At 64.6% G+C, this 20,177-nt stretch carries 20 protein-coding genes; 15 read left to right on the forward strand and 5 right to left on the reverse strand.

All coding sequences use genetic code 11. The features are described from left to right. Positions 1-26: 26 nt before the first annotated feature. On the reverse strand, positions 27-536 hold the full coding sequence (locus P7F60_RS23020; RefSeq protein ID WP_277920036.1) for a hypothetical protein: 510 nt from the start codon (positions 534-536) through the stop codon (positions 27-29). Positions 537-562: 26 nt separating this feature from the next. Here P7F60_RS23020 and P7F60_RS23025 point away from each other — a divergent pair, with 26 nt between their 5' ends. Together P7F60_RS23025 and P7F60_RS23030 are read left to right on the forward strand one after the other, a co-directional pair. Continuing rightward, positions 563-826 carry a hypothetical protein gene (locus P7F60_RS23025; RefSeq protein WP_277920037.1) on the forward strand — a complete coding sequence of 88 codons (264 nt, stop codon included), beginning with the start codon at positions 563-565 and terminating at the stop codon, positions 824-826. Positions 827-842: 16 nt separating this feature from the next. Beyond that, positions 843-1,475, forward strand: a complete 633-nt coding sequence (locus tag P7F60_RS23030; RefSeq protein ID WP_277920038.1) for a UdgX family uracil-DNA binding protein — start codon at positions 843-845, stop codon at positions 1,473-1,475. A 44-nt stretch (positions 1,476-1,519) separates the two neighbouring features. Here P7F60_RS23030 and P7F60_RS23035 read toward each other — a convergent pair whose 3' ends face one another. Beyond that, a complete protein-coding gene (locus P7F60_RS23035; protein WP_277920039.1) occupies positions 1,520-1,960 on the reverse strand; it encodes a metal-dependent phosphohydrolase in 441 nt (146 codons plus the stop codon). Positions 1,961-2,142: 182 nt separating this feature from the next. Between P7F60_RS23035 and P7F60_RS23040 the strand changes: the two genes are divergently transcribed. From P7F60_RS23040 to P7F60_RS23070, 7 genes are all read left to right on the forward strand, one after another. Next, positions 2,143-2,469 (forward strand): hypothetical protein, encoded by a 327-nt coding sequence (locus tag P7F60_RS23040; RefSeq protein WP_277920143.1) that lies wholly within the window; start codon positions 2,143-2,145, stop codon positions 2,467-2,469. 360 nt (positions 2,470-2,829) lie between these two features. After that, complete coding sequence (locus P7F60_RS23045; protein ID WP_277920040.1) at positions 2,830-4,131, forward strand: extracellular solute-binding protein; 1,302 nt, start codon at positions 2,830-2,832, stop codon at positions 4,129-4,131. Between the two features lie 81 nt (positions 4,132-4,212). Beyond that, entirely contained in the window at positions 4,213-5,094 is an 882-nt protein-coding gene (locus P7F60_RS23050; RefSeq protein ID WP_277920041.1) for an ABC transporter permease subunit, read from the forward strand. 7 nt (positions 5,095-5,101) lie between these two features. Next, positions 5,102-5,944, forward strand: coding sequence for a sn-glycerol-3-phosphate ABC transporter permease UgpE (ugpE, locus tag P7F60_RS23055; RefSeq protein WP_277920042.1), 843 nt, complete (start codon positions 5,102-5,104; stop codon positions 5,942-5,944). Positions 5,945-5,952: 8 nt separating this feature from the next. Further along, complete coding sequence (locus P7F60_RS23060; RefSeq protein WP_277920043.1) at positions 5,953-7,056, forward strand: sn-glycerol-3-phosphate import ATP-binding protein UgpC; 1,104 nt, start codon at positions 5,953-5,955, stop codon at positions 7,054-7,056. Then, positions 7,053-8,042: an endonuclease/exonuclease/phosphatase family protein gene (locus P7F60_RS23065; RefSeq protein WP_277920044.1), complete on the forward strand. Its 990-nt coding sequence runs from the start codon at positions 7,053-7,055 to the stop codon at positions 8,040-8,042. Before P7F60_RS23060 ends, P7F60_RS23065 begins: the two co-directional genes overlap by 4 nt. A 95-nt stretch (positions 8,043-8,137) precedes the next feature. Further along, complete coding sequence (locus P7F60_RS23070) at positions 8,138-8,461, forward strand: oxidoreductase (protein WP_277920045.1); 324 nt, start codon at positions 8,138-8,140, stop codon at positions 8,459-8,461. 126 nt (positions 8,462-8,587) lie between these two features. Here the strand turns inward: P7F60_RS23070 and P7F60_RS23075 are convergent, their stop codons facing one another. After that, positions 8,588-9,526 carry an MYG1 family protein gene (locus P7F60_RS23075; protein ID WP_277920046.1) on the reverse strand — a complete coding sequence of 313 codons (939 nt, stop codon included), beginning with the start codon at positions 9,524-9,526 and terminating at the stop codon, positions 8,588-8,590. 122 nt (positions 9,527-9,648) lie between these two features. Further along, positions 9,649-10,131, reverse strand: a complete 483-nt coding sequence (greA, locus tag P7F60_RS23080) for a transcription elongation factor GreA (protein WP_277920047.1) — start codon at positions 10,129-10,131, stop codon at positions 9,649-9,651. 127 nt (positions 10,132-10,258) lie between these two features. Here greA and P7F60_RS23085 point away from each other — a divergent pair, with 127 nt between their 5' ends. Further along, a complete protein-coding gene (locus P7F60_RS23085) occupies positions 10,259-10,885 on the forward strand; it encodes a LysE family translocator (RefSeq protein ID WP_277920048.1) in 627 nt (208 codons plus the stop codon). A gap of 9 nt (positions 10,886-10,894) precedes the next feature. Here P7F60_RS23085 and P7F60_RS23090 read toward each other — a convergent pair whose 3' ends face one another. Then, positions 10,895-13,072: a cellulose synthase gene (locus P7F60_RS23090; RefSeq protein ID WP_277920049.1), complete on the reverse strand. Its 2,178-nt coding sequence runs from the start codon at positions 13,070-13,072 to the stop codon at positions 10,895-10,897. Between the two features lie 246 nt (positions 13,073-13,318). Between P7F60_RS23090 and bcsN the strand changes: the two genes are divergently transcribed. The 5 genes from bcsN to P7F60_RS23115 all read left to right on the forward strand — a co-directional run bounded on the left by bcsN (position 13,319) and on the right by P7F60_RS23115 (position 20,141). After that, on the forward strand, positions 13,319-14,257 hold the full coding sequence (bcsN, locus tag P7F60_RS23095; protein WP_277920050.1) for a cellulose biosynthesis protein BcsN: 939 nt from the start codon (positions 13,319-13,321) through the stop codon (positions 14,255-14,257). Between the two features lie 62 nt (positions 14,258-14,319). Continuing rightward, positions 14,320-16,497, forward strand: a complete 2,178-nt coding sequence (bcsA, locus tag P7F60_RS23100) for a UDP-forming cellulose synthase catalytic subunit (protein ID WP_277920051.1) — start codon at positions 14,320-14,322, stop codon at positions 16,495-16,497. Then, positions 16,494-18,761, forward strand: coding sequence for a cellulose biosynthesis cyclic di-GMP-binding regulatory protein BcsB (locus P7F60_RS23105; protein ID WP_277920052.1), 2,268 nt, complete (start codon positions 16,494-16,496; stop codon positions 18,759-18,761). The genes bcsA and P7F60_RS23105 overlap by 4 nt, the downstream gene beginning before the upstream one ends. 148 nt (positions 18,762-18,909) lie before the next feature. After that, positions 18,910-19,839 carry a GGDEF domain-containing protein gene (locus P7F60_RS23110; RefSeq protein WP_277920144.1) on the forward strand — a complete coding sequence of 310 codons (930 nt, stop codon included), beginning with the start codon at positions 18,910-18,912 and terminating at the stop codon, positions 19,837-19,839. A gap of 53 nt (positions 19,840-19,892) precedes the next feature. Further along, positions 19,893-20,141, forward strand: a complete 249-nt coding sequence (locus P7F60_RS23115) for a hypothetical protein (RefSeq protein WP_277920053.1) — start codon at positions 19,893-19,895, stop codon at positions 20,139-20,141. The last annotated feature ends 36 nt before the right edge of the window (positions 20,142-20,177 follow it).

A 20,177-nucleotide genomic window follows, 5' to 3' on the forward strand; every position in this document is an offset into this window, starting at 1 on the left:
TTGCGGCCGTAGCCCTGCCATCGCCTTTAACAACCCGCGGCGGCGAATCCCAGCCTGTTATGCCTATGCTTGCCGAAATTCTCCTGTGGTGACGGCAAGAATCCCGGTCGCCGCCTCGATCCGCGCGATGTCCCATAGTCAGCGATCTTTCTGCGGCGCGATCCGGTAAAATCGCGGCGGCAGCCTATTTTGTTCCCTGCGTTTTCCAGCTTGTCGTGTTCCAGCTTGACATGAATGCTTCGGCGCGGTGCCATGAAAACACCCGTACCGGGCCGGGGCAGGATGGTCGAAAAGGACGCCGCCGCTCCGTCCGTGGCGCGCATTGCAACGTTGGTCATTTTCGACAATGGCTGCGGCTTCGATGTCGCCGCCGTTCCGCGCGGCATGGGAAGCCGGTGATCGCCGGCGTCATGCGGCAATTGAACGGCACCTGCCGCTACGAGATCGACCTCCAGGCGGTGGACAAGGCCGTCCTGGCTGAGCCTTCGGGAACCATCGGCGGACATCGATGGTTTGACCGGGAAAGGCGCGGACAATCCGCGTCACCCGAAAGGACATCGCCATGACCTATCATGTGTTTCGCCCGCAGGACCGTGCACCCGGTGCGATGGTCGTCCGGCTTTATCCGACCGGCGGCCGTATCAGGGGTTTCGTGCGCCAGCTCGGCAGCGGCGACGAGGACGACACGATCTTTCCCGGCGAGGAAATGGAACCGGACGCCGCCTTCACACTGGCCCGCAGCCATAACGACGCAGACGCGCCGATCCTCGTGGAACTGATGCCCGGCGCCCACTGGGATCCCGCCTGGGGCAGGCTGGAAACATGACCGGAGGAGCGGGACGATGCTGACGCCGCGGCAAGGTCCGGCTTTCGCAACCCCCGGCCCGGAGGCCGAGACGCTGAGCAGTGCGCGTGCGGCGGCCCAGGACTGTCGCCGCTGCGATCTCTATCGCAACGCCACCCATCTGGTCTTCGGCGAAGGCCCGCCCAGGGCGCGGGTGCTGCTGGTCGGCGAGCAACCGGGCGACAAGGAAGATCTGGCCGGCGCGCCTTTTGTCGGTCCGTCCGGGCAGTTGCTGGACCGGTGCCTGGAGAAGGCCGGCATCGACCGCGACCTCTGCTACGTCACCAATGCCGTCAAGCATTTCAAATTCGAGCCGCGCGGCAAGCGTCGCATCCATTCCAAGCCGAATGTCGGGGAAGTCCAGGCCTGCGCCTGGTGGCTGGCGGCGGAGCTGCGCTTCGTCAAGCCGCAGCTTGTCGTGGCGCTCGGCGCCACCGCGCTCTATTCCCTGCTCGGGCGCGGCGCCAAGGTGACGCGCGATCGCGGCGCGGTCCTGAAGACGCCGGACACGCCGCCTGTGCTGGTCACCATCCACCCCTCGGCGCTGCTGAGAACCCTCAACCGTCCCGAGGCGGCAGTGAACCAGGAGCGCTTCATCGCCGACCTCGCCAAGATCGCCGACTTCCTCTGAGGTCAAATTTCCTGCCGCCGGATCGCAAGGATAGCGGTTCTGGCTCAATTTCCATCGACCGCCCCAAGAATTTCCAGCCCCCGGCGATATTTCCCGGGATCCAACCCGGCCCGTCGCGCCTGACGGAGATTGTCCTCGAGATCGGCGCGCTTGACGGGGCGGGCCAGCGGATCGGAAGCCGCACGGCGGGCAAACTCGTCCGAGGTCTCCTCGGGCCGACGCGTCAGCGACTCCACGGCACTGACGATGGCCTCGGGAAAACCTGCCTGCCGCAGGCGTTCCAGCGACCAGCCCTCCCCCTTTTCGACGACGTCGTGGAGATAGGCGATCGTCTTCGCGCCGGTCCCCTCCACTGCGGCCGCCACGCGCTCGACATGCGCGATGAACGGCTCGCCGGCCTTGTCCTTCTGGGTCGCATGCGCCGCGCAGGCAATCCGGATGGCGCGATCGAGAATTTCCGCGGAGACCGTGTGTCTCTCTGCCATGAGTGCCTCCCGAACACGTTTCCGCCGAATGTAGGAGAGCGCCGGGCGGCGTCGAGAGCAGTACCTCGCATTTTGGGCGGGATTCCGCCGCCGTGCACAAATCGTATCGGAACAGCGCGTCGGCGAGGAACTTCGCGGAAGAGACCGCGTTACACACCAGCTATTCTCGGAGATGACAGATGATCAACAATCCCCAGGAATCCCCCGCCGTCCGGTCCATGGAAATGGAACAGGCGCGGCAACGCCGGCGAGATGCCAAGGGCGCGCTCGATACGGCGCTCGAAGATACGTTTCCGGCGTCCGACCCGGTGTCGCACACGGTCACGTCGATCCCCGCGGGACGAGCGGATACAGACGAGGCCGAGCGTGTCCGCATCGCTGATCCCGGCGTCGATCCCGCTCGGGCCGGCGACCTCGGTGGCGCCCTTCGCCGCTGGGCAAGCGCGCGGCCTCTGACGGCCATGGCGCTGGTGGCCGCCGTCGCATGGGTTTATGGCGCGACACGCTAAAGCAATCCAGCGGAGCCTTGTCGCTTCGCATCGGTCAATGCGGAAACAAAAACATAGAGCATTTCCAGTGAACCCAAGCTCGCCGGAAATGCGTCAGACATCCTAGGTAACCCCTCGCACGTAAAAGCGGCCGGAAAGTCAAGCTTTCCGGCCGCATCCATATCGTCCGTCAGCCTGGACCACCCCGTCGGCACATCGGAAGGTCACCGGTTTCATACTGCTACTGATGTTGACCGCCTGCCACTCGATCCGCGCCATGCGGGATTTCAAAAACCTGTCATCGCCCTGTTATCGAAGGGTCACATGGCGGGACTAATCGCTCTTCCCAACCGACGACCGGCGCTAAAAAAGGAAGAGCCCATGTTGAAGAAAATTTCCCTGGCCGTGACGGCCATCGCATTTTCGGCCACGACTTCGTTTGCCGCCACCACCAACATTACCTGGTGGCACGGCATGAGCGGCAAGAACGGCGAGGTCATCAACGAAGTCGCCAAGAAATTCAACGCCGCCCAAACCGCTTGCGCGATCACCCCGGTTTCCAAGGGCACCTATGAAGAGGCGCTCGCCGCCGGCATCGCCGCCTTCCGTTCGGGCGGGCAGCCGAACATCCTGCAGGTCTTCGATGCGGGTGCGGCCACCATCATCAACGCCAAGGGCGCCGTCATCCCGGCCGAGGATCTGATCCTCAAGGCCGGCCATAAATTCGAGCGCGACGCCTTCCTCGACGGCATCCGCTATTTCTATGCCGACCAGTCCGGCAAGTTCGTCGGCATGCCGTTCAATTCCTCGGCGCCGATCATGTACATCAACACCGATGCCCTGAAGAAGGCCGGTGTCGAGGCTCCCAAGACCTGGGAAGACTTCGAAGCCATCGCGCCGAAGCTGAAGGAAGCCGGCTTCGTGCCGCTCGTCCAGTCGCAGCTGACCTGGGAATTCACGGAAAACTTCTTCTCGCGCAACAACGTCCAGTTCGCCTCCAACAACAACGGCTACGAAACGACCGAAGGCACGACGCTGAACGTCACCGATCCCAAGCTGGAAATGATGTTCACCAAGCTCAAGGACTGGGCCGACAAGGGCTGGTTCGGCTATTACGGCGCCGGCTGGTCCGACAACCAGAAGGTTTTCGAGGAAAACAAGGCCGCCCTGTGGATCGGCTCCTCCGGCTCCTTCGGCGGCCTGCAGAAGACCGCCAAGATGCCGTTCTCGGCCGATTTCCTGCCCTATTGGGGCTCGATCCAGGGTGCCGGCACCAATTCCTTCATCGGTGGCGCGGCTCTGTTCGCCATGGCCGGCAAGCCGGATGCGGAAAACAATTGCGTCGCCGATTTCTTCCAGTTCCTGACCTCCCCGGAAATCCAGGCCTATTACCACAAGGAAACCGGCTACGTGACCGTCACCAAGGCGGCCTACGAACTGGCCAAGAAGGAAGGCTGGTATAACGAGAAGCCGGTCGCCGAAGTCGGCATCAAGCAGCTCATGCTGCCCTCGGGCGAATGGTCCAAGGGCTATCGCCTCGGCTTCTACCCGCAGATTCGCGAGATCATGGAACGCGAATACAACCGCATCTTCGCCAACGAAACCTCGGTCAAGGACGGTCTCGAAACCATCAAGAAGGAAGGTGACGCCCTGCTCGCCCGCTTCGCCAAGACCGCCGGCTGATCGCGCCGCCGCGAAACTCTTCAAGCGAAACCGAGGGATCGCCGGCCTCTGGCGGTCCTTCTCGTTGCAGAAAGGTCGTCGATGAAGCGCGCCCAGTTTTCGTCCAGCCTACTTCCCTATCTTCTCCTGGCGCCGCAGCTCGCGGTGATCTTCATTTTCTTCTACTGGCCCTCGGCCGAGGCGATCCGCTCCTCCTTCTTCCTGGAGGATCCCTTCGGCTTCGGCTCGACCTTCGTCGGCTTCCAGAACTATATCGATACGCTCACCTCGCCCGAATATCTCGGCATTGCCGGCTTCACGGCGTTGTTCACGGTGCTCGTCACCTTCTTTTCGCTCTCGGCCGGCCTGCTGCTGGCCGTCAAGGCCGACAAGGTCATTCGCGGCAGTTCTGCTTACAAGACGCTGCTGATCTCGGTCTATGCCATCGCTCCCCCGGTCGCAGGCCTGATCGGCATGATGTTCTTCGACCAGCATATCGGCCCCTTCGTCCGCCTCGCCGCTTTGTTCGGCTGGGAAATGAAGGTGGGCCTGAATTACTCGGATACGGCGTTTGCCATGGTTTTCGTCGCCGTGTGGAAGCAGATCCCCTATAACTTCATCTTCTTCCTCTCCGGCCTGCAAAGCATCCCGGCCTCGGTGCTGGAAGCGGCGGTCATCGATTGCCGCAACGGTTTGCGCCGCTTCTGGACGGTGCTGGCGCCGGTCCTGACGCCGACCGCCTTCTTCCTGCTGATCATCAATTTTACCTATGCCCTGTTCGATACCTTCGGCGTCATCGACGTGATGGTGAAGGACAAGGCCGCCAACAATCCGATCACCTTGACCTACAAGGTCTACATGGACGGTTTTCGCGGCAACGATCTCGGCGGCTCCTCGGCGCAATCGGTCATTCTGATGGTCGTCGTGCTGGTGCTGACCGTCTTCCAGTTCCGCTTCCTGGAACGCCGCGTGCATTACGGGTGAGACGCACATGTACCGCACGAATTTCCGCGACCACCTGGTGCTGATCATCGGCTCGCTCCTGATGCTGCTGCCCGTCGTCGTCGCCTTCACGACCTCGACGCACGAGGCCGCCGACATCCACATGAACGGCCTGACGCTGGTGCCGGGCGATCATTTCGCCGAGACTTACGAGACGGTGCTGACCCGTCAGGGCGGCTTCACCGGCAAGGTGACTGGGCTGACCATGCTCGGCAATTCACTGATTCTCGGGCTCGGCTTCGCCATCGGCAAGATCGTCCTGTCGATGCTGGCCGCCTATGCGATCGTCTATTTCCGCTTCCGGGCGGCGACGGCGATGTTCTGGATCATCTTCACCACGCTGCTTCTGCCGCTGGAGGTGCGCATCCTGCCCTCCTACGAGGTGATGCACAAACTCGGGCTGATCAACACCTATACCGGCCTCATCGTGCCGCTCCTGGCGTCGGCAACCGGCACGTTTTTCTTCCGCCAGTTCTTCAAGTCGGTGCCGGACGAACTGCTGGAGGCGGCGCGCATCGACGGCGCGGGTCCCTTCAAGTTCTTCATCGATATCCTCGTGCCGCTGTCGCGCACCATGATCGCGGCGATGTTCATCATCATGTTCGTCTATGGCTGGAACCAGTATCTCTGGCCGATGCTGATGACCAACGACGAGAGTTTTTACACGCTGGTGCGCGGCATCAAGCAGATCCTCATCGTCTGGGTCGGCTCCCAGATCCCCGATTACAACGAAGCCTTCGCGATGGCCGTGCTGGCGATGCTGCCGCCGGTCGCACTGGTAGTCATCTTCCAGAGCTGGTTTATCAAGGGCCTGACCGAAAGCGACAAGTGAGTTTTGCCATGGCAAAGATCGATATCGACCATGTGTTCAAGACCTATGCCGGCGGCGCCCAGGCCGTCCGGGATGTGTCGATCACCATCCGCGACGGCGAGTTCATCGTGCTCGTCGGCCCCTCCGGCTGTGGCAAGTCCACGCTGCTGCGCATGGTCGCGGGGCTGGAGGAGATTTCCGCCGGCGAGGTGCGCATCGGCGGCCGGCTGGTCAATACCGTCGAGCCGGCCGAACGCGACATCGCCATGGTTTTCCAGAATTACGCGCTCTACCCACACATGAGCGTGCGGCAGAACCTCGCTTATGGCCTGAAGAACCGCGGCACGCCGAAACCCGAGATCGAGGCGCGCGTGGCGGAAGCCGCCCGTATGCTCGAACTCGAACCCTATCTCGACCGCAAACCGCGCGCGCTTTCCGGCGGCCAGCGCCAGCGCGTCGCCATGGGCCGCGCCATCGTGCGCCATCCCGCCGCCTTCCTGTTCGACGAGCCGCTGTCGAACCTCGACGCCAAGCTGCGCGTCACCATGCGCGGCGAAATCAAGCGCCTGCAGCGCCGCCTCGGCATCACCTCGCTCTACGTCACTCACGACCAACTGGAAGCCATGACGCTCGCCGACCGCCTCGTGGTGCTCAACAAGGGCGAGATCGAGCAGATCGGCACACCACTGGAAATCTATCACGAGCCGGCCTCGACTTTCGTCGCCAGCTTCATCGGCTCGCCGGCCATGAACCTCTTACAGGGAACGTCGACCGAAAACGGATTCGCCATAGGCCCCGATCTCTGGCGGCTGGCGACCGGCCCGCTCGACGATGCCGCCGTTACCATCGGCTTCCGCCCGGAAGACGTGACCTTCACCCAGGACATGCGCGCCGGCCCGGAATTCCTGCTGGATTACGTCGAGGAACTCGGCGCCCAGAAACTCGTGCATGGAACGGTCGGCGGCCAGGCGGTTTCGGCGACGGCGACGGCCGAATTCCAGCCGCAGGAGAGCATGCGCCTGACCGTTCCCGAACACCGGATCTTCCTGTTCTCGACCGCGACCGGCAAGCGCCTGCGCACCCCTATCACGCCGATGCAGCCGGCCGGCGATTTCTCCCCGGTGAAGGCATGATCGAGCAAACCACCGACACCCTCGCCGTCGTGGCGCTCGCCGAGCGCGGCGCGCTGATCGAACGCGGCCGCGACCGCGCTGAGCATGACCGCATCCTGACCACTCTGGCCGCCTTCAACGCCATCGAGACCGGTGGCGCCGCCGACAGCACCGGCCCTCCCGCCTTCCCGCTCAAAGTCGCGGCCTGGAACCTGGAGCGCTGCCTGTTCGTCGAAGCCTCCGCCCGTCATCTGAAAACCCTCGATCCGGCGCTGATCCTGCTCTCCGAGATGGATGACGGCATGGCCCGCACGGGCCAGCGCCACACCACCCGCGATATCGCCGGCGAACTTGGCATGGCCTATGCCTACGGCCTCGAATTCCTCGAACTCGGCCTCGGCTCCGACACCGAACGGGATTTCTGCACCGATGGCGAAAACCGCAAGGGATTTCACGGAAACGCCCTGCTCTCGCGCCATCCGCTGGGCCGGCCCTTCCTCGTCCGACTCGAAGGCGAACGCATCTGGCGCAACGATCCCGACCAGCCGCGCATCGGCGAACGCGTCGCCGTCGGCGCTGTCATTGAGACCACCTCCGGCCCCTTCGTCGCCGTCTCCACTCATCTCGAGAGCGCGACTGCCGCCGCCTACCGCGAACGGCAGACGGTCGATCTCATCGACCGGCTGGACGCCGCCTTTCCCGGCCTGCCGATCCTGATCGGCGGCGATCTCAACACCGGCAACCATGCCGGCGGCGATTTTGAGGCCGAGGGCCTGTTTGCCCGCGCGCGCGAGCGCGGTTTCGAGCGCCATGGCGGCCCGCTGGAGGCGATGACCACGCGCCCCAGCCTGATCACCCGCTGGCCGGAACGGGCAATGAAGCTCGACTGGTTCCTGTCCCGCGGGCTGCGCATGGTGGATTGCGCCATCCTGCCTTCGGTGGATGCGGAGGGACGGACCTTGTCCGACCACGACGTCATCCATGCACGTATCGAAGGCTTTATTTGACGATAAAGCTTCGCATCGGCGAGATTATCTTCGGAACAACTTCCGCGTTGACTTGTTCAACTCTTGCACATTGAGCAAAACACGAGGAGAAACCAATGCTTAAGACACTCGCAGCAGCCACGCTTTGCCTCGGCCTCGCCACGTCCGCATTCGCACAAACCGGACCCGGCGTCGGCGGCACGGGCAGCAACAGCGATACCGGTTCCCAGGGCTCCGATGCCGGCGTCGGTGTTGGCAGCGACGGCAATACGGGTGACAATGCCGGCACGGATTCGAACAGCACCGGCAGCGTCAACAAGGGCGGCGCCAACGGCCCGATGAACGGCAAGGATTGCCAGAACATCGTCCGCCCGGATGCCGGCACACCCGGCAACAGCGAGATGACCGAGCAGCAGAAGGCCGAAGCCGGCTGCCCCTGAGTATTTTTCAAGGCGAAACCAACCCTCCCCGGAAGCGGCGTCCGGGGAGGGTTTTTTGTGCAGATGACATCCATTGCGCGGTCGCGCCGGGCAACGGAATGCATGCAGGCCGCCTGCCTGGTTCGTTTAGCTTTTGTCAGAAATGACCGGCGCAGCCTCGCGCACCGCCAGTTCGGCCATCGCCAGCGCGGCGTCGCGGGTTCTGGCGGCGGCGATGAACCGTCCGCGATGACAGAAGGTCGCGCCTTCGATCCCGCAGGCCATTTCCAGTTCGCCATTGCTGAGCCCCGCCCAGGCCGCTGGCAGATCGGCGCGCAGTTCGAAACCATCCTCGGCGCGGCGAATGCCGGTCAGGCACCAGTCCTTGTCGCGTGGATGGACGACGAACAGCAGGTGATCGGCACCGGCCTTGACGATGGCGGCGCGGAAGGGCATGCCCATCGGCAATTCGAGGATGCGTGACGGGCCAGCGAGTTCGATCGCTTGCATGACCAGTGCCTCGGCCCGCAATTTGGCCGCGCTCTGGGCAATGCGCGCCTCGACGAAGCTGCGCGCGATGGCGAGGGCCGACTGGAAAGCGCGGTCGTCGGCGCCGGGTTCGGTCTCGTCGAAAACCGGCTTCAGGGTCTCGATCAGCACCGGCAGCGTCAGGTCGGCCAACGGCCCGGCGACAGAGGGATCGACGGCACCATTGTCCATCAGGTCGACCGGCAGCACGAATGTCTCGTCGAAGGCGGCCTGGATCGCTTCGAGATGGGCCTCGGGAATTCCGAGAGACAGGAGATAATCGCGGCCATAATGTTTCCAGATCAGGCCGAAGGAGCTGTAGGGCTGGCCGCTGTCGCGCATCGGCGCGCCGCGCTGGTGGTGGTCGAAAATCCGCGCCTGCGGGTCATAGAAGCCGCCGACATCGTAGATGACGCGGTTGGCAGCGGGCGTGATCCATTCCGGCGCGCGGCTGCGCACCTGCTTCGCCTGCGGAAACAGGCGGGTGAGGACGACGCTGGACAGCACTTCGTCGGCATGGAAGCCACCGGAATGGGTGACGAGGAATTCTGGTGTCATGCCGCAACGCGCCTCTATGTCTGCCGGGAGATGATCGTTGCGCAGCAGATAGCCTGTGTCGGACGCCGCCTCAACCCGTCATCGCAGACGAGCACGAATGAATTCCGGGATTTCCGGTGCCCTCAGGCGATGGCGGTGATTTCCAGTTCCTGGCCGCCCATGCTGACGACATCGCCGACCCCCTTGCCCACCAGCAGCCGCGCCACCGGCGACACATAGGAGATCGAGCCCGCCTTGGGATCGGCCTCGTCCTCGCCGACGATGCGATAGGTCTGCACCCGCCCGTCGTCGCGGCTGAAGGTGACCGTGCTGCCGAAGGCGACGGTTTCGGTCGAGGCCGGCGCCGGTATCAGTTGCGCGCTGCGCACCCGCTCGGAGAAATAGCGCAGGTCGCGCAGAGGCGTGGCCGTCTGCCGGCGACGCTCGTTGACGTCCTCGATGCCGCTTGCCGCGTCATAGGCGGCGCGCGCCTCCAGCACCTGCCGTTCCAGCGCCTTCAATCCCGCCTCGGTCACCAGGTTGGGATGCGGCGAGATCGGCCGGTCGGGCAGCAGGGTTTCCGATGCGGCTTCGGCGCTTTCTTCCTTGACGAAGGCAACACTCAAGTTTCGAACTCCGTTTGGACCCGAGCGGCCATTGCATCGGCCGCGAAAGCCTCTATCCTGCACCGCCTGTCCGTCCGATGCAAACCTTTCCGGCCCTCGGGGGCCGCCACCAACCCGCGAGAGCGCGATGATCAGCCATGATGTCCTGACGACCTATCTCATCGTCGTCCTCGGCCTGATGATCATTCCCGGCCCCGCGACGCTGCTGACGCTTGCCCGCTCGGTCAGCGGCGGGCGCCGCGCCGGCATGGCGACAGGGCTCGGCATCGCCGCTGGCGATTTCGTCCATGCGACCATGGCGACCTTCGGGCTTTCGGCGCTGCTGGCGACCTCCGCCCTGGCCTTCCAGGCAGTCAAATATGCCGGCGTCGCCTATCTGGTCTATCTGGGGATCAAGGCCTTCCTCGAAAAGAGCGGAAGCCTCGACCTGCCGGCGGCGCAGATGGTGTCGCCGATGCAGGCCTTCCGGCAGGGTCTGTTCACCGAGATCCTCAATCCGAAGACGGCGCTGTTCTTTCTGGCCTTCCTGCCGCAGTTTATCCATCCCGAAAGCGGCTCGGTGATCGCGCAGTTCTCGCTGCTCGGCATCATTTTTGTCGGGCTCAGCATCTGCGTGACCTCGGTTCTGGCGATCGCCGCCGGCTCGGTGCGCGGCTGGCTCGGCCGCAACCGCAGCATCGGTCGCTGGCAGGGCAAGGTGATCGGCTCGATCTACATGGCGCTCGGCGTTCGCCTCGCCTTCCAGCAGCAGTAATTTCTCGCCTCAGGTCGGCTTGTCGTAGAGCGCCTTGATCGCGTCGCTGTTGCCGATATCGGCCAGCGGCTGCAGGATGCGGCGCGCTTCGGAATCATAGCCGAGCTGCCGGTAGGCGGAGGCGCGCAGCATCATCAGATCCTGCGGTTCGCGCGTCAGACGGCTGCGCTGGTCGAGAGCGATGATGGTTTCGTGGAAACGCCCGAGGCGGAAGGCGCCGACGGCCCGGTCGGCGAGGATCGCCACCTGCAGCTGTTTCGCCCGGACCGGCGTCTGCTGTTCCTGCACGGCGGCGACGGCGGCCTTGTCGGTGAGGTTGAGCCGGAGATAGGCGAGGCTCTTGCCATAGGCGGCCTCCTGCCGGGTCGCGGCGATGGGGGCCGACAACGCGCGGTCGAAAGCCTCCGCTGCCTCCAGGGGCCGTTTCAGATCCATCAGGCACCAGCCGCGCTTCACCGCCTCGATGGGCGCGATGCGGGAAAGGTCGATGCCGGCGCTGCATCCGCGCGGACGCACCCGCTTTTCCGCCTGCGGATTGCCGGAGGCGGTACGAACCGGCGCGGGCGCCGCTTCGGCGAGCACGAAGCCGCCCGGCGAAATATGCGGCGTCGCCCGTTCGGCATAGGCCGGGGCAGTTCCCGGGACCGGTGTCAGGGTGGAGGCGCGCCTTGGATCGCGCAAATGGGCGATACGCTCGGATCGCTGCGCCCAGATGGCCTGGATGCGGGCAACGCCGGCGCGGTCGCCCAATGCATCCAGCGACAGCGCCAGCCCGTAGGCGGCCGGCTCATAGGCGGCGTCCCAGGTCAGGATCAGGCCGAACCAGTCGGCAGCCGTCTGCATCTGCCGAAGCGAACGGGCATACCAGCCGAATTGCTCGGCCGCCGCCGTATTGCGCGCCTCGACGACTGGTGTCGCCATGCGCGCCAGGACGGTGTTGTCGATGATCTTTGGCGGGTCGAGCGCCAGCAGATTGGCGACGGCGGCGAGGTAGGTGGCCCTTGTCTCGTCCGTCGCATCGCGGAAGCGATACAGCGTGTTTTCGGCGGCCTGCGGATCGCGCAGCGCCACCTGCGTTAGCGCCAGCCCCTGCGCCGCCGTCGGCGTCGCCTCTTTCTCGAAAGAGCGGCGGAACCAGTCCTGCGCCGGTTCGAACTGGTTGCGGCGATAGAAATACCATCCGAGCAGCAGGCTGTCCTCGGCGTTTTCGGTGCGGCGCGCCTCGTCCGACAGCCGCGTCAGGTAATCCTGCGGCACCACCGCCTTGGGATCGGTTCCGCCGCGCGAGACCAGCGTGCGGGCGATGCCGGTGCGGATGGCGTCGAATTCCGGCTTGCCGTCCGTCCCCGTCTGCTCCAGCCGCATCAGCGCGTCGAGATGCGGGATATCGAGAACCAGGCTGGCCTTCTGGATGGTGGCGAGGCGCTCCTGCGGATTGTGGCAGTTTTGGAGGATATAGCCATAGGCGTCGCGGGCCCGGTCCTGCCGGTCGGTGCGGGCAAAGGCCTCGCCGACGCGCCAGAGGATATCCACCTCGCTGCAGGTCAGCAGTTGCGGCGCTTCGGCCGCCAGTTCGACGACCCGGTCGTTCTGATGCGCATCGGAGGCCTGCACCAGCTGGCGGCGAGTCGTCGCCAGCCGCAGGCTTTCCACGAGTTCGTCCGGCGGCGACCAGTCCGGCTCGTTTTTCTTCCGCTCGGCAATCGCCTTGGTGACGTCGTCATAGCGGCCTTCGGAGTAAAGTTTCCACATGGCGTCAAGCTGTGGATCGCTGCCGGCGGCGATCGCCAGAGGGTCGGCCGGCGGCTCCCAGCCGGGGTAGAGCGCGCGCAGGCGCGAAATTTCCGCCTGCAGGCGCACCGTGTCGCCGCGCGCGGCAAAGTAGCGTAACGCACTTTCGTCGACCACGGGCCGCGCAGGCTTTTCAGCAACCGGAGATTGTGATCGGGGCGGTGCATTCGGCGCGGCGGGAGCCGCCTGCGACACTTCGACGAACTGGGCCGGCAGGATGTCGGCCGCCGTCATGCGCTCGCCTTTGCGGGCCACGACGTCCGTCTCGGGCTCGGGCAAGGCGCGGGTGGCCAGCGGATCGATCTCGTTCGGCCGCCAGGATTCCCGCTCGGTCGTCCCGATCACGCCTGCCGTCACGGCAGCGATCGCCGTCAATGCCAAGAGTGATGTGCGCATGCTGACTCCGCCTTTGCCGCAGAACGCCTGAAACGGCCAATTCACGCGCCAGAATTGCCCGATAGGGTAAACAAATGCTTTACATCGGCCTCAAAGATGTTTCGAAAATGCGCGCGGAGCGCGTATCGAAGGATTTTCAGCTACCGTAAATACAAAAAAATGCCCCTCTACCCTTGAGCGGGCGGCGAACTTCCGTAAGTACTAACCCGTAATAGTCAGGGGTGATTCGAGAAGGAGCTGCGCCGGGTGCGATCGGCATTTTTAATTGCCCCGCTTTTGATGATGCTTTCGGCCTGCGCCGGCGAGCCGACCCGCATGGGTGCCTCGACGAAGCTGGTGGAGGCCGAAGAGGCGATCCTGATGCCGCCGCCGGGCTCGTTTTCTGTCGCCGGCATCACCCAGAAGCGCTTCAGCAACGGCCTGCAGCAGGAGATTTTCCTGTCGACGACGTCGGCGGTGCCGGGGCAGAACGTCGTGCAGATGCGCCTCTATGGCACACGCAATGATTTGCGCTACCGCGACGACCACCTGCGCTTCAGAACGGTGACGGAAGCCGGCATCGATGCGGAAATGCGCGGCACCCTGCCCGGCATTCCAATGAAGCGCTCCCCCTATCTGGTGCAGAACGATTACGGCGCATTCGGTTATGCCTTCGGCCGCCCCTCGCCCACCGAGCTCTGCATGTATGCCTGGCAGCAATTGCGCACCCCGGAAGGCGAAAAGCCGCCCTTCGCAGGTTTCGGCGCCGTTCAGATCCGGGTGCGCATCTGCGAGACGGGTGCGAGCGAACGCAAGCTGCTGGCCTTCATGTATGGCTATTCTATCATCGGCGCGGTCGACGACATGCGCTGGAACCCCTATGGCCCGCCGGGCCCGGTCAGCGACCGGCTCGGCCATTCCGGCAATCCGATCTATCCGCCGGAAATGACGGTGGGCGCCGAACCCGACGCGGCAAGGCCCGTCGCCGTCGCCCGGCCGGCGCGACGCGCCGTGCAGCCGGTGGCGGAGCCCGTTCCCACCGCCCTGCCCGGCGCCGACCGGGTCGTCGTGCCCTCGCCGGTGCGCGCCTCGAGCGTGACCCAACCTGCCGCAAACGTCGCTCCGGCTTCTTCGGCCGGCGGGACGATCGTCCCGTCTCCGGCCTGTGTCGGCGCCAATGCCGCGACCGCCGGTGCATGTCCGTGAAAACCGCTGCCCGCGCCGTCGCGCGGCCGGGCTCGATCATGGCCGCCATGAAGGAATAGACGATGCGCAAGCTGCTCCATCTGCTTCTCTGGGTGCTGTGCGCTGCGGCGATGATCGCGCTCGCCTTCCTGCCGATCGATGCCCGCACGCAGCTCGTCACCACCGTGCTGGTCATCATCGTCATGGCGGCGATGAAATACATGCGCGTCGGTGGAGCCGGCCGGCTGGTTCTGCTGGCGCTCGGCACCTCCATCGTCTGGCGCTATGTCTACTGGCGCACGACGAGCACGCTGCCACCGGTCAACCAACCCGCCAACTTCATCCCCGGACTGTTGTTGTATCTGGCGGAAATGTACAGCATCTTCATGCTGTTCCTCAGCCTGTTCGTGGTCTCGGCGCCGCTTTCCCCGCGCCAGCCCCATCGCACCATCGCCGACGCGGAACTGCCAGAGGTCGACATCTTCGTGCCGACCTACAACGAGGAAACGACGCTGCTCGCCAATACGCTGGCCGCAGCCCGCAATCTCGATTACCCTCCGGAGAAGGTGACCGTCTGGCTGCTGGATGACGGCGGCACGCAGCAGAAGCGCAATTCCGCGACCCTGCTCGAAGCCAAGGTGGCGGAGGAACGTCACCAGACCTTGCAACAGCTCTGCGAACAGCTCGGCGCCCGCTACCTGACGCGCGAACGCAACGAGCACGCCAAGGCCGGCAACCTCAATAACGGCTTGCAGCATTCGTCGGCAGGCCTGGTCGCGGTCTTCGACGCCGACCACGCCCCGGCGCGCAATTTCCTCAAGGAAACCGTCGGCTATTTCAACGACGATCCGCGCCTGTTCCTGGTACAGACCCCGCATTTCTTCCTCAATCCCGATCCGGTGGAGCGCAACCTCAACACCTTCAACACCATGCCGAGCGAGAACGAGATGTTCTACGGCATCATCCAGCGCGGGCTGGACAAGTGGAACGCCGCCTTCTTCTGCGGCTCGGCGGCGGTGCTGCGCCGCGGGGCGCTGGAAGAGACCGGCGGCTTTTCCGGCCTGTCGATCACGGAGGATTGCGAGACGGCGCTGGAGCTGCATGCGCGCGGCTGGAACAGCATCTATGTCGACATGCCGCTGATCGCCGGCCTGCAGCCGGGCACGTTCGCCAGCTTCATCGGCCAGCGCTCGCGCTGGGCGCAGGGCATGATGCAGATCATGCGCTTCCGCTTCCCGATCCTCAAGCGCGGCCTGACGCTGGCGCAGCGGCTTTGCTACATGTCGTCGACGATGTTCTGGCTGTTTCCCTTCCCGCGCATCGTCTTCCTGCTCGCGCCCCTCTGCTATCTGTTCTTCGACCTGCAGATCTTCACTGCCTCGGGCGGCGAGTTCATGGCCTACACGTTGTCCTACATGCTCGTGAACCTGATGATCCAGAATTACCTCTACGGCTCCTTCCGCTGGCCGTGGATCTCGGAACTCTACGAATATGTGCAATCGGTGCATCTTCTGCCGGCGATCATCTCCGTCGCCCTCAACCCGCGAAAACCGACGTTTCGCGTCACCTCGAAGGACGACTCGATTTCCGAGAACCGGCTGTCTGAACTGGGGCGGCCGTTCTTCATCATCTTCGTGGTGTTGCTGGCAGCGGTCGCTGTCACCATCTACCGGCTTTACGCCGAACCGTACAAGTTCGACGTGACGCTGGTCGTCGGCGGCTGGAACCTGCTCAACCTGATGCTGGCCGGTTGCGCGCTGGGCGTGGTGTCCGAACGCGGCGAGCGCCAGTCCTCGCGGCGCGTGCAGGTCAGTCGCCGTGCCGAGCTCTGTGTTGGCGGGACCTGGTATCCGGCGATGATCCGGGACGTCTCGGTCAATGGCGCCAGCATCCAGGTCTTCACCAAGGATACCGGCGCCTTCCGGCGCGATACGCTCGGCGCGGTGCGTTTCCGGCCGCACGGGGGCGCGGCCTCCGCCGAATTGCCCATCGAGCTGCGCCATGCGCAGGCGGCCGGCGAGATCGTCACCATCGGCTGCCGCTACAGGCCCGAAAATGCCGGCCACCACGCTTCGATCGCCGACCTGATCTTCGCCAATTCCGAACAGTGGAGCCTGTTTCAGAAGTCGCGCCGCCGCAATCCCGGCGTCATCGGCGGCACCGTGCGCTTCATCGGCATGGCGATCACCCAGACGTTCCGCGGCCTGCACTACCTCGCATTCCGACGCGGCGGCAAGACGGACAAGGCGGTGGGCGCATGAGAAAACGAGCCGCCCTGCTGTTTCTGTCAGCGATGATCGCGCCGGCAATGGCGCAGACGGACACACCCTTCGACATGTCGCCGGAGCGCAAACCCGCGCCCCAAGCGCCGGCCTTGCCCACGCCGGCGCCCGTTTCCAAGCCACCCGCCCGCCGCTATCTGCTGCAGGCGCCGATCCTGCATCTGCAGGGCGAAAATGTCGGCCAGGCCTGGACCTTCAACCTGACGCCGGAGCAGGCGGCGAGCGCCGTCAGCCTCGATCTCGGGTATACAAACGCCCTGGTCGTCGCGCCCGAGGCATCGCAGATACGGGTGACGATCAACGAGACGGCCATCGTCGAGCAGCCGGTGCGTGGGGCTCAGCGACCGCAGCAACTTTCCCTGCCGCTGCCGCCCGGCCTGTTGATGCCGGGCACGAACCGCATCCGCATCTCCGTGCAGCAACGGCACCGCACCGATTGCACCATCGATTCCACCTATGAATTGTGGACGGATGTCGATGCCGCCAGCACTTTCCTCACTTTTTCCGCGCCGGATGCCAACCGCATGAGGCGGCTGGAGGATATCCGCGCCATCGGCGTCGATGAGGCCGGCCGCAGCCGCTTCCATCTCGTGGTGCCCGCGCTCGGGCAAACGGATGCGGCAACCGCGCTCCTGAAACTGGCGGAAGGGCTTGCCCTCCTGGGCAATACGGTCAACGCCTCGTTTTCCGTCTCCCGCGACATGCCGGCCGAAGACAAGCCCGGCGAAATGGTGATCGTCGCGGCGACCGCCGACGAGATGCGCACCTTGGCCAGCCTCACCGACGACCCATCCGCTGCGGCCGCTACGACGCGCTTCCTCCAGTTGCCGGGTCATGGCGATGCCCTCGCCTTCACCGGCGCGGACTGGACGGCGATCGGCACGGTCGTTGATCAGTTCCTGTCGATGGCGGGAACGGCGGGCGGGCGGCGCGGCATGATCGACACCACGCCATCGCGCGCGGTGGATACGCCAATGCTGGACGGAGCGGCATCGCTGACCTTCGCCAGCCTCGGACGACCGGGCGAGGAATTTTCCGGCCGCCGCTTCAGCACGGATATCGCGGTCGCCATGCCGCAGGATTTTTACGCCAACGCCTATGGCAGCGCCACCATCCTGCTCGACGCCGCCTATACCGCGCAGGTGTTGCCCGGCAGCCGGATCAACATCACTGTCAACGGCAACCTCGCGACGACCGTACCGATCACCGCTGCCGGCGGGGCAGTGCTGCGCCAGTATCCCATCAAGGTCAGCATGCAGCATTTCCGCCCGGGCGTAAACGTCATCGGGCTGGAGGCGATGCTGCTGACGCAGGCCGACCGCGTCTGTGCGCCGGGCGCCCCCGCAGAAAAGACGCCGCGTTTCGCCTTATTCGGCACCTCGCGCTTCGTGGTACCGGATTTCGCGCGGCTGTCGCTTGCCCCCAATCTGGCGGCGACGGCCGGGCTCGGTTTTCCCTATGTCGGCGCAACGGCGCCGACGACGGTGCATCTCGGGCGGAACGACGAAGCGACGCTTTCGGCCGCCGCCACCGTTCTCGGCAAGCTGGCGCAGGCCGGCGGCCATGCCTTCCCGATCCAGCCCGCTCCGGCCGCCGGCAATGGCGACGACCGCAATGCAATCTATGTCGGCACCGCGACAAGCCTTCCCACCGAGCGCCTCACCGGCGTGATCCTGTCGACGCCGGTCGATGGCCAGCCGGGCGGTGGCGAGCGCAGCGATGTCAGCGTCGATTCCTGGCGCGACAAGATCGATCCGGGCACGCTGGCCGGCACGCTGGCGCGCATGAACGCCTGGATGAAGGAGACCTTCAACCTCGATCTCGCCGCCGTCCATCTCATCCCCAGGGCAAACGAACCCTATGCCCTGCCCGATACCGCCGGCATCTTCGTCTCGCAAAGCATCGACCGCGATGCCGGGACGGTGCAGACCGTTGTTTCCGCCGCCAATGACGCGCTCTTGCGATCCGGCACGCAAGTCCTGGGCGACCAAGCGAACTGGATGGCCATTGCCGGGCAGACCAGCGCCTATGACACTGCCAGCTCCGGCATGATTTCAGTGCCGGCCGACGATCCCGGGCTCCTGTCCTTCCAGCCGGTGAGCTTCGCCAACCTGCGACTGGTGGCGGCCAACTGGCTCTCCGGCAATTTCGTCTTCTACGCGCTCGGCCTCGTCGTCTGCGCCACTGCGCTGGGCCTGGCGTCGGCTGCGCTGCTTGCGCGACTTGGCCGCAGGGACGATTAGATTTCGCGCCGTCCTCGACATAAACCCCGGCACCGAACGCACGGGCGGGATTCCTTAAGGCTTTGTTTATGGGTGGCAACTAGATTTCGCGATGACGCCCTACCCCAAGGACATGATGGCTTTGGTCGATATCGAGACGATGCTGCAAATGAGGCAGCTCATGGAAGAAGCAGGCGTTCTGATCGCACTCTATGATCAGGACGATTGCCTGCGTTACGCCAACGACGCTTTCCGCGCCGCCTGGTTCATCGGCCAGGACGAGCATCCCGGCTGGCCCGATCTCATGCGCCGGAATTTCCATGCGGGACGCGGGACCGTCGTCAAGACCACGGATTTCGAGACCTGGCTGCGATCGACGATGGCGCGGCGCGGCAAGGCCGGCTTTCGCGCCTTTGAGACCGATCTTCATGACGGCCGCTGGCTGTGGATGACCGAGACGATGCAGCCGAACGGCTGGATGCTGTGTGTCGCCAGCGACATCACCTCGATCCGTTCCGACGAACGGGCATTGCGGCAGGATCGCGATACTGCCATAAAAGCCTCGCAAACCGACGAACTGACCGGCGTCACCAGCCGCCGCTTTGTCATGGCCAAGCTGGACGAGCTGGTGCGGGGAACCGGCGACCAGTGCCGCGAAGTCGGCTGTCTGGCGGTGCTCGACATCGACAACTTCAAATACATCAACGATCGGTTCGGCCATAGCGTCGGCGACGCCGTGCTCAAGGATTTCGCGATCACCCTGCAGCGGCTGACGCGCAAGACGGACGTTTTCGGCCGCGTCGGCGGCGAGGAATTCGTGCTGATCCTGCCCAACACCGTCATGGGCGAAGCGGAAGCCATCCTGCAACGGATGCTGCTTGCCATTCGCCATTCCCGCCCCCTGCCCGCACAGGTGAGTTTCCGGTATACCTTCTCGGCCGGCCTCGCCTGTGCGCTGCGCGGCGACGATTCGCACGAACTCTATCGCCGCGCCGATCTTGCACTTTATGCAGCAAAGATGCGCGGACGCGACCAGGTCGGCATCGACCTCGCCGGTCCCGCCCCAGGCGATGTCCGGGGGCTGATTGCCACGAAATAGGCCGGAACAAAATGATCTCCCCCGGGGTTGGAATCCCGAAAGGAGATTTCCCGATGATCAGTACGGATACATGGTTGAAGATAATCGGCGCCATGATGGCCAATGCCATCGTTTTTGGCGTCGGCGTGGTGACGGTGCTCATGGTGCCCTGGCTGGCGGACCATGCGAAATATTCCATTCCCGCCGTGACCGTCATCAGTTTCGTCACCGCGCCGTTCCTGGGCGCGTTCGTTGCCGACCGGATGCGCATCCGCAACTGGGGCCGCGAGAAATGGCGACGCGGCGATCTTATTTCCGGTTGAATGCCCCAGACGAAAAGACCCCGGTGGACCGGGGTC

It is taken from the genome of Rhizobium sp. YJ-22 (assembly GCF_029601685.1).
GTDB lineage: Bacteria > Pseudomonadota > Alphaproteobacteria > Rhizobiales > Rhizobiaceae > Metarhizobium.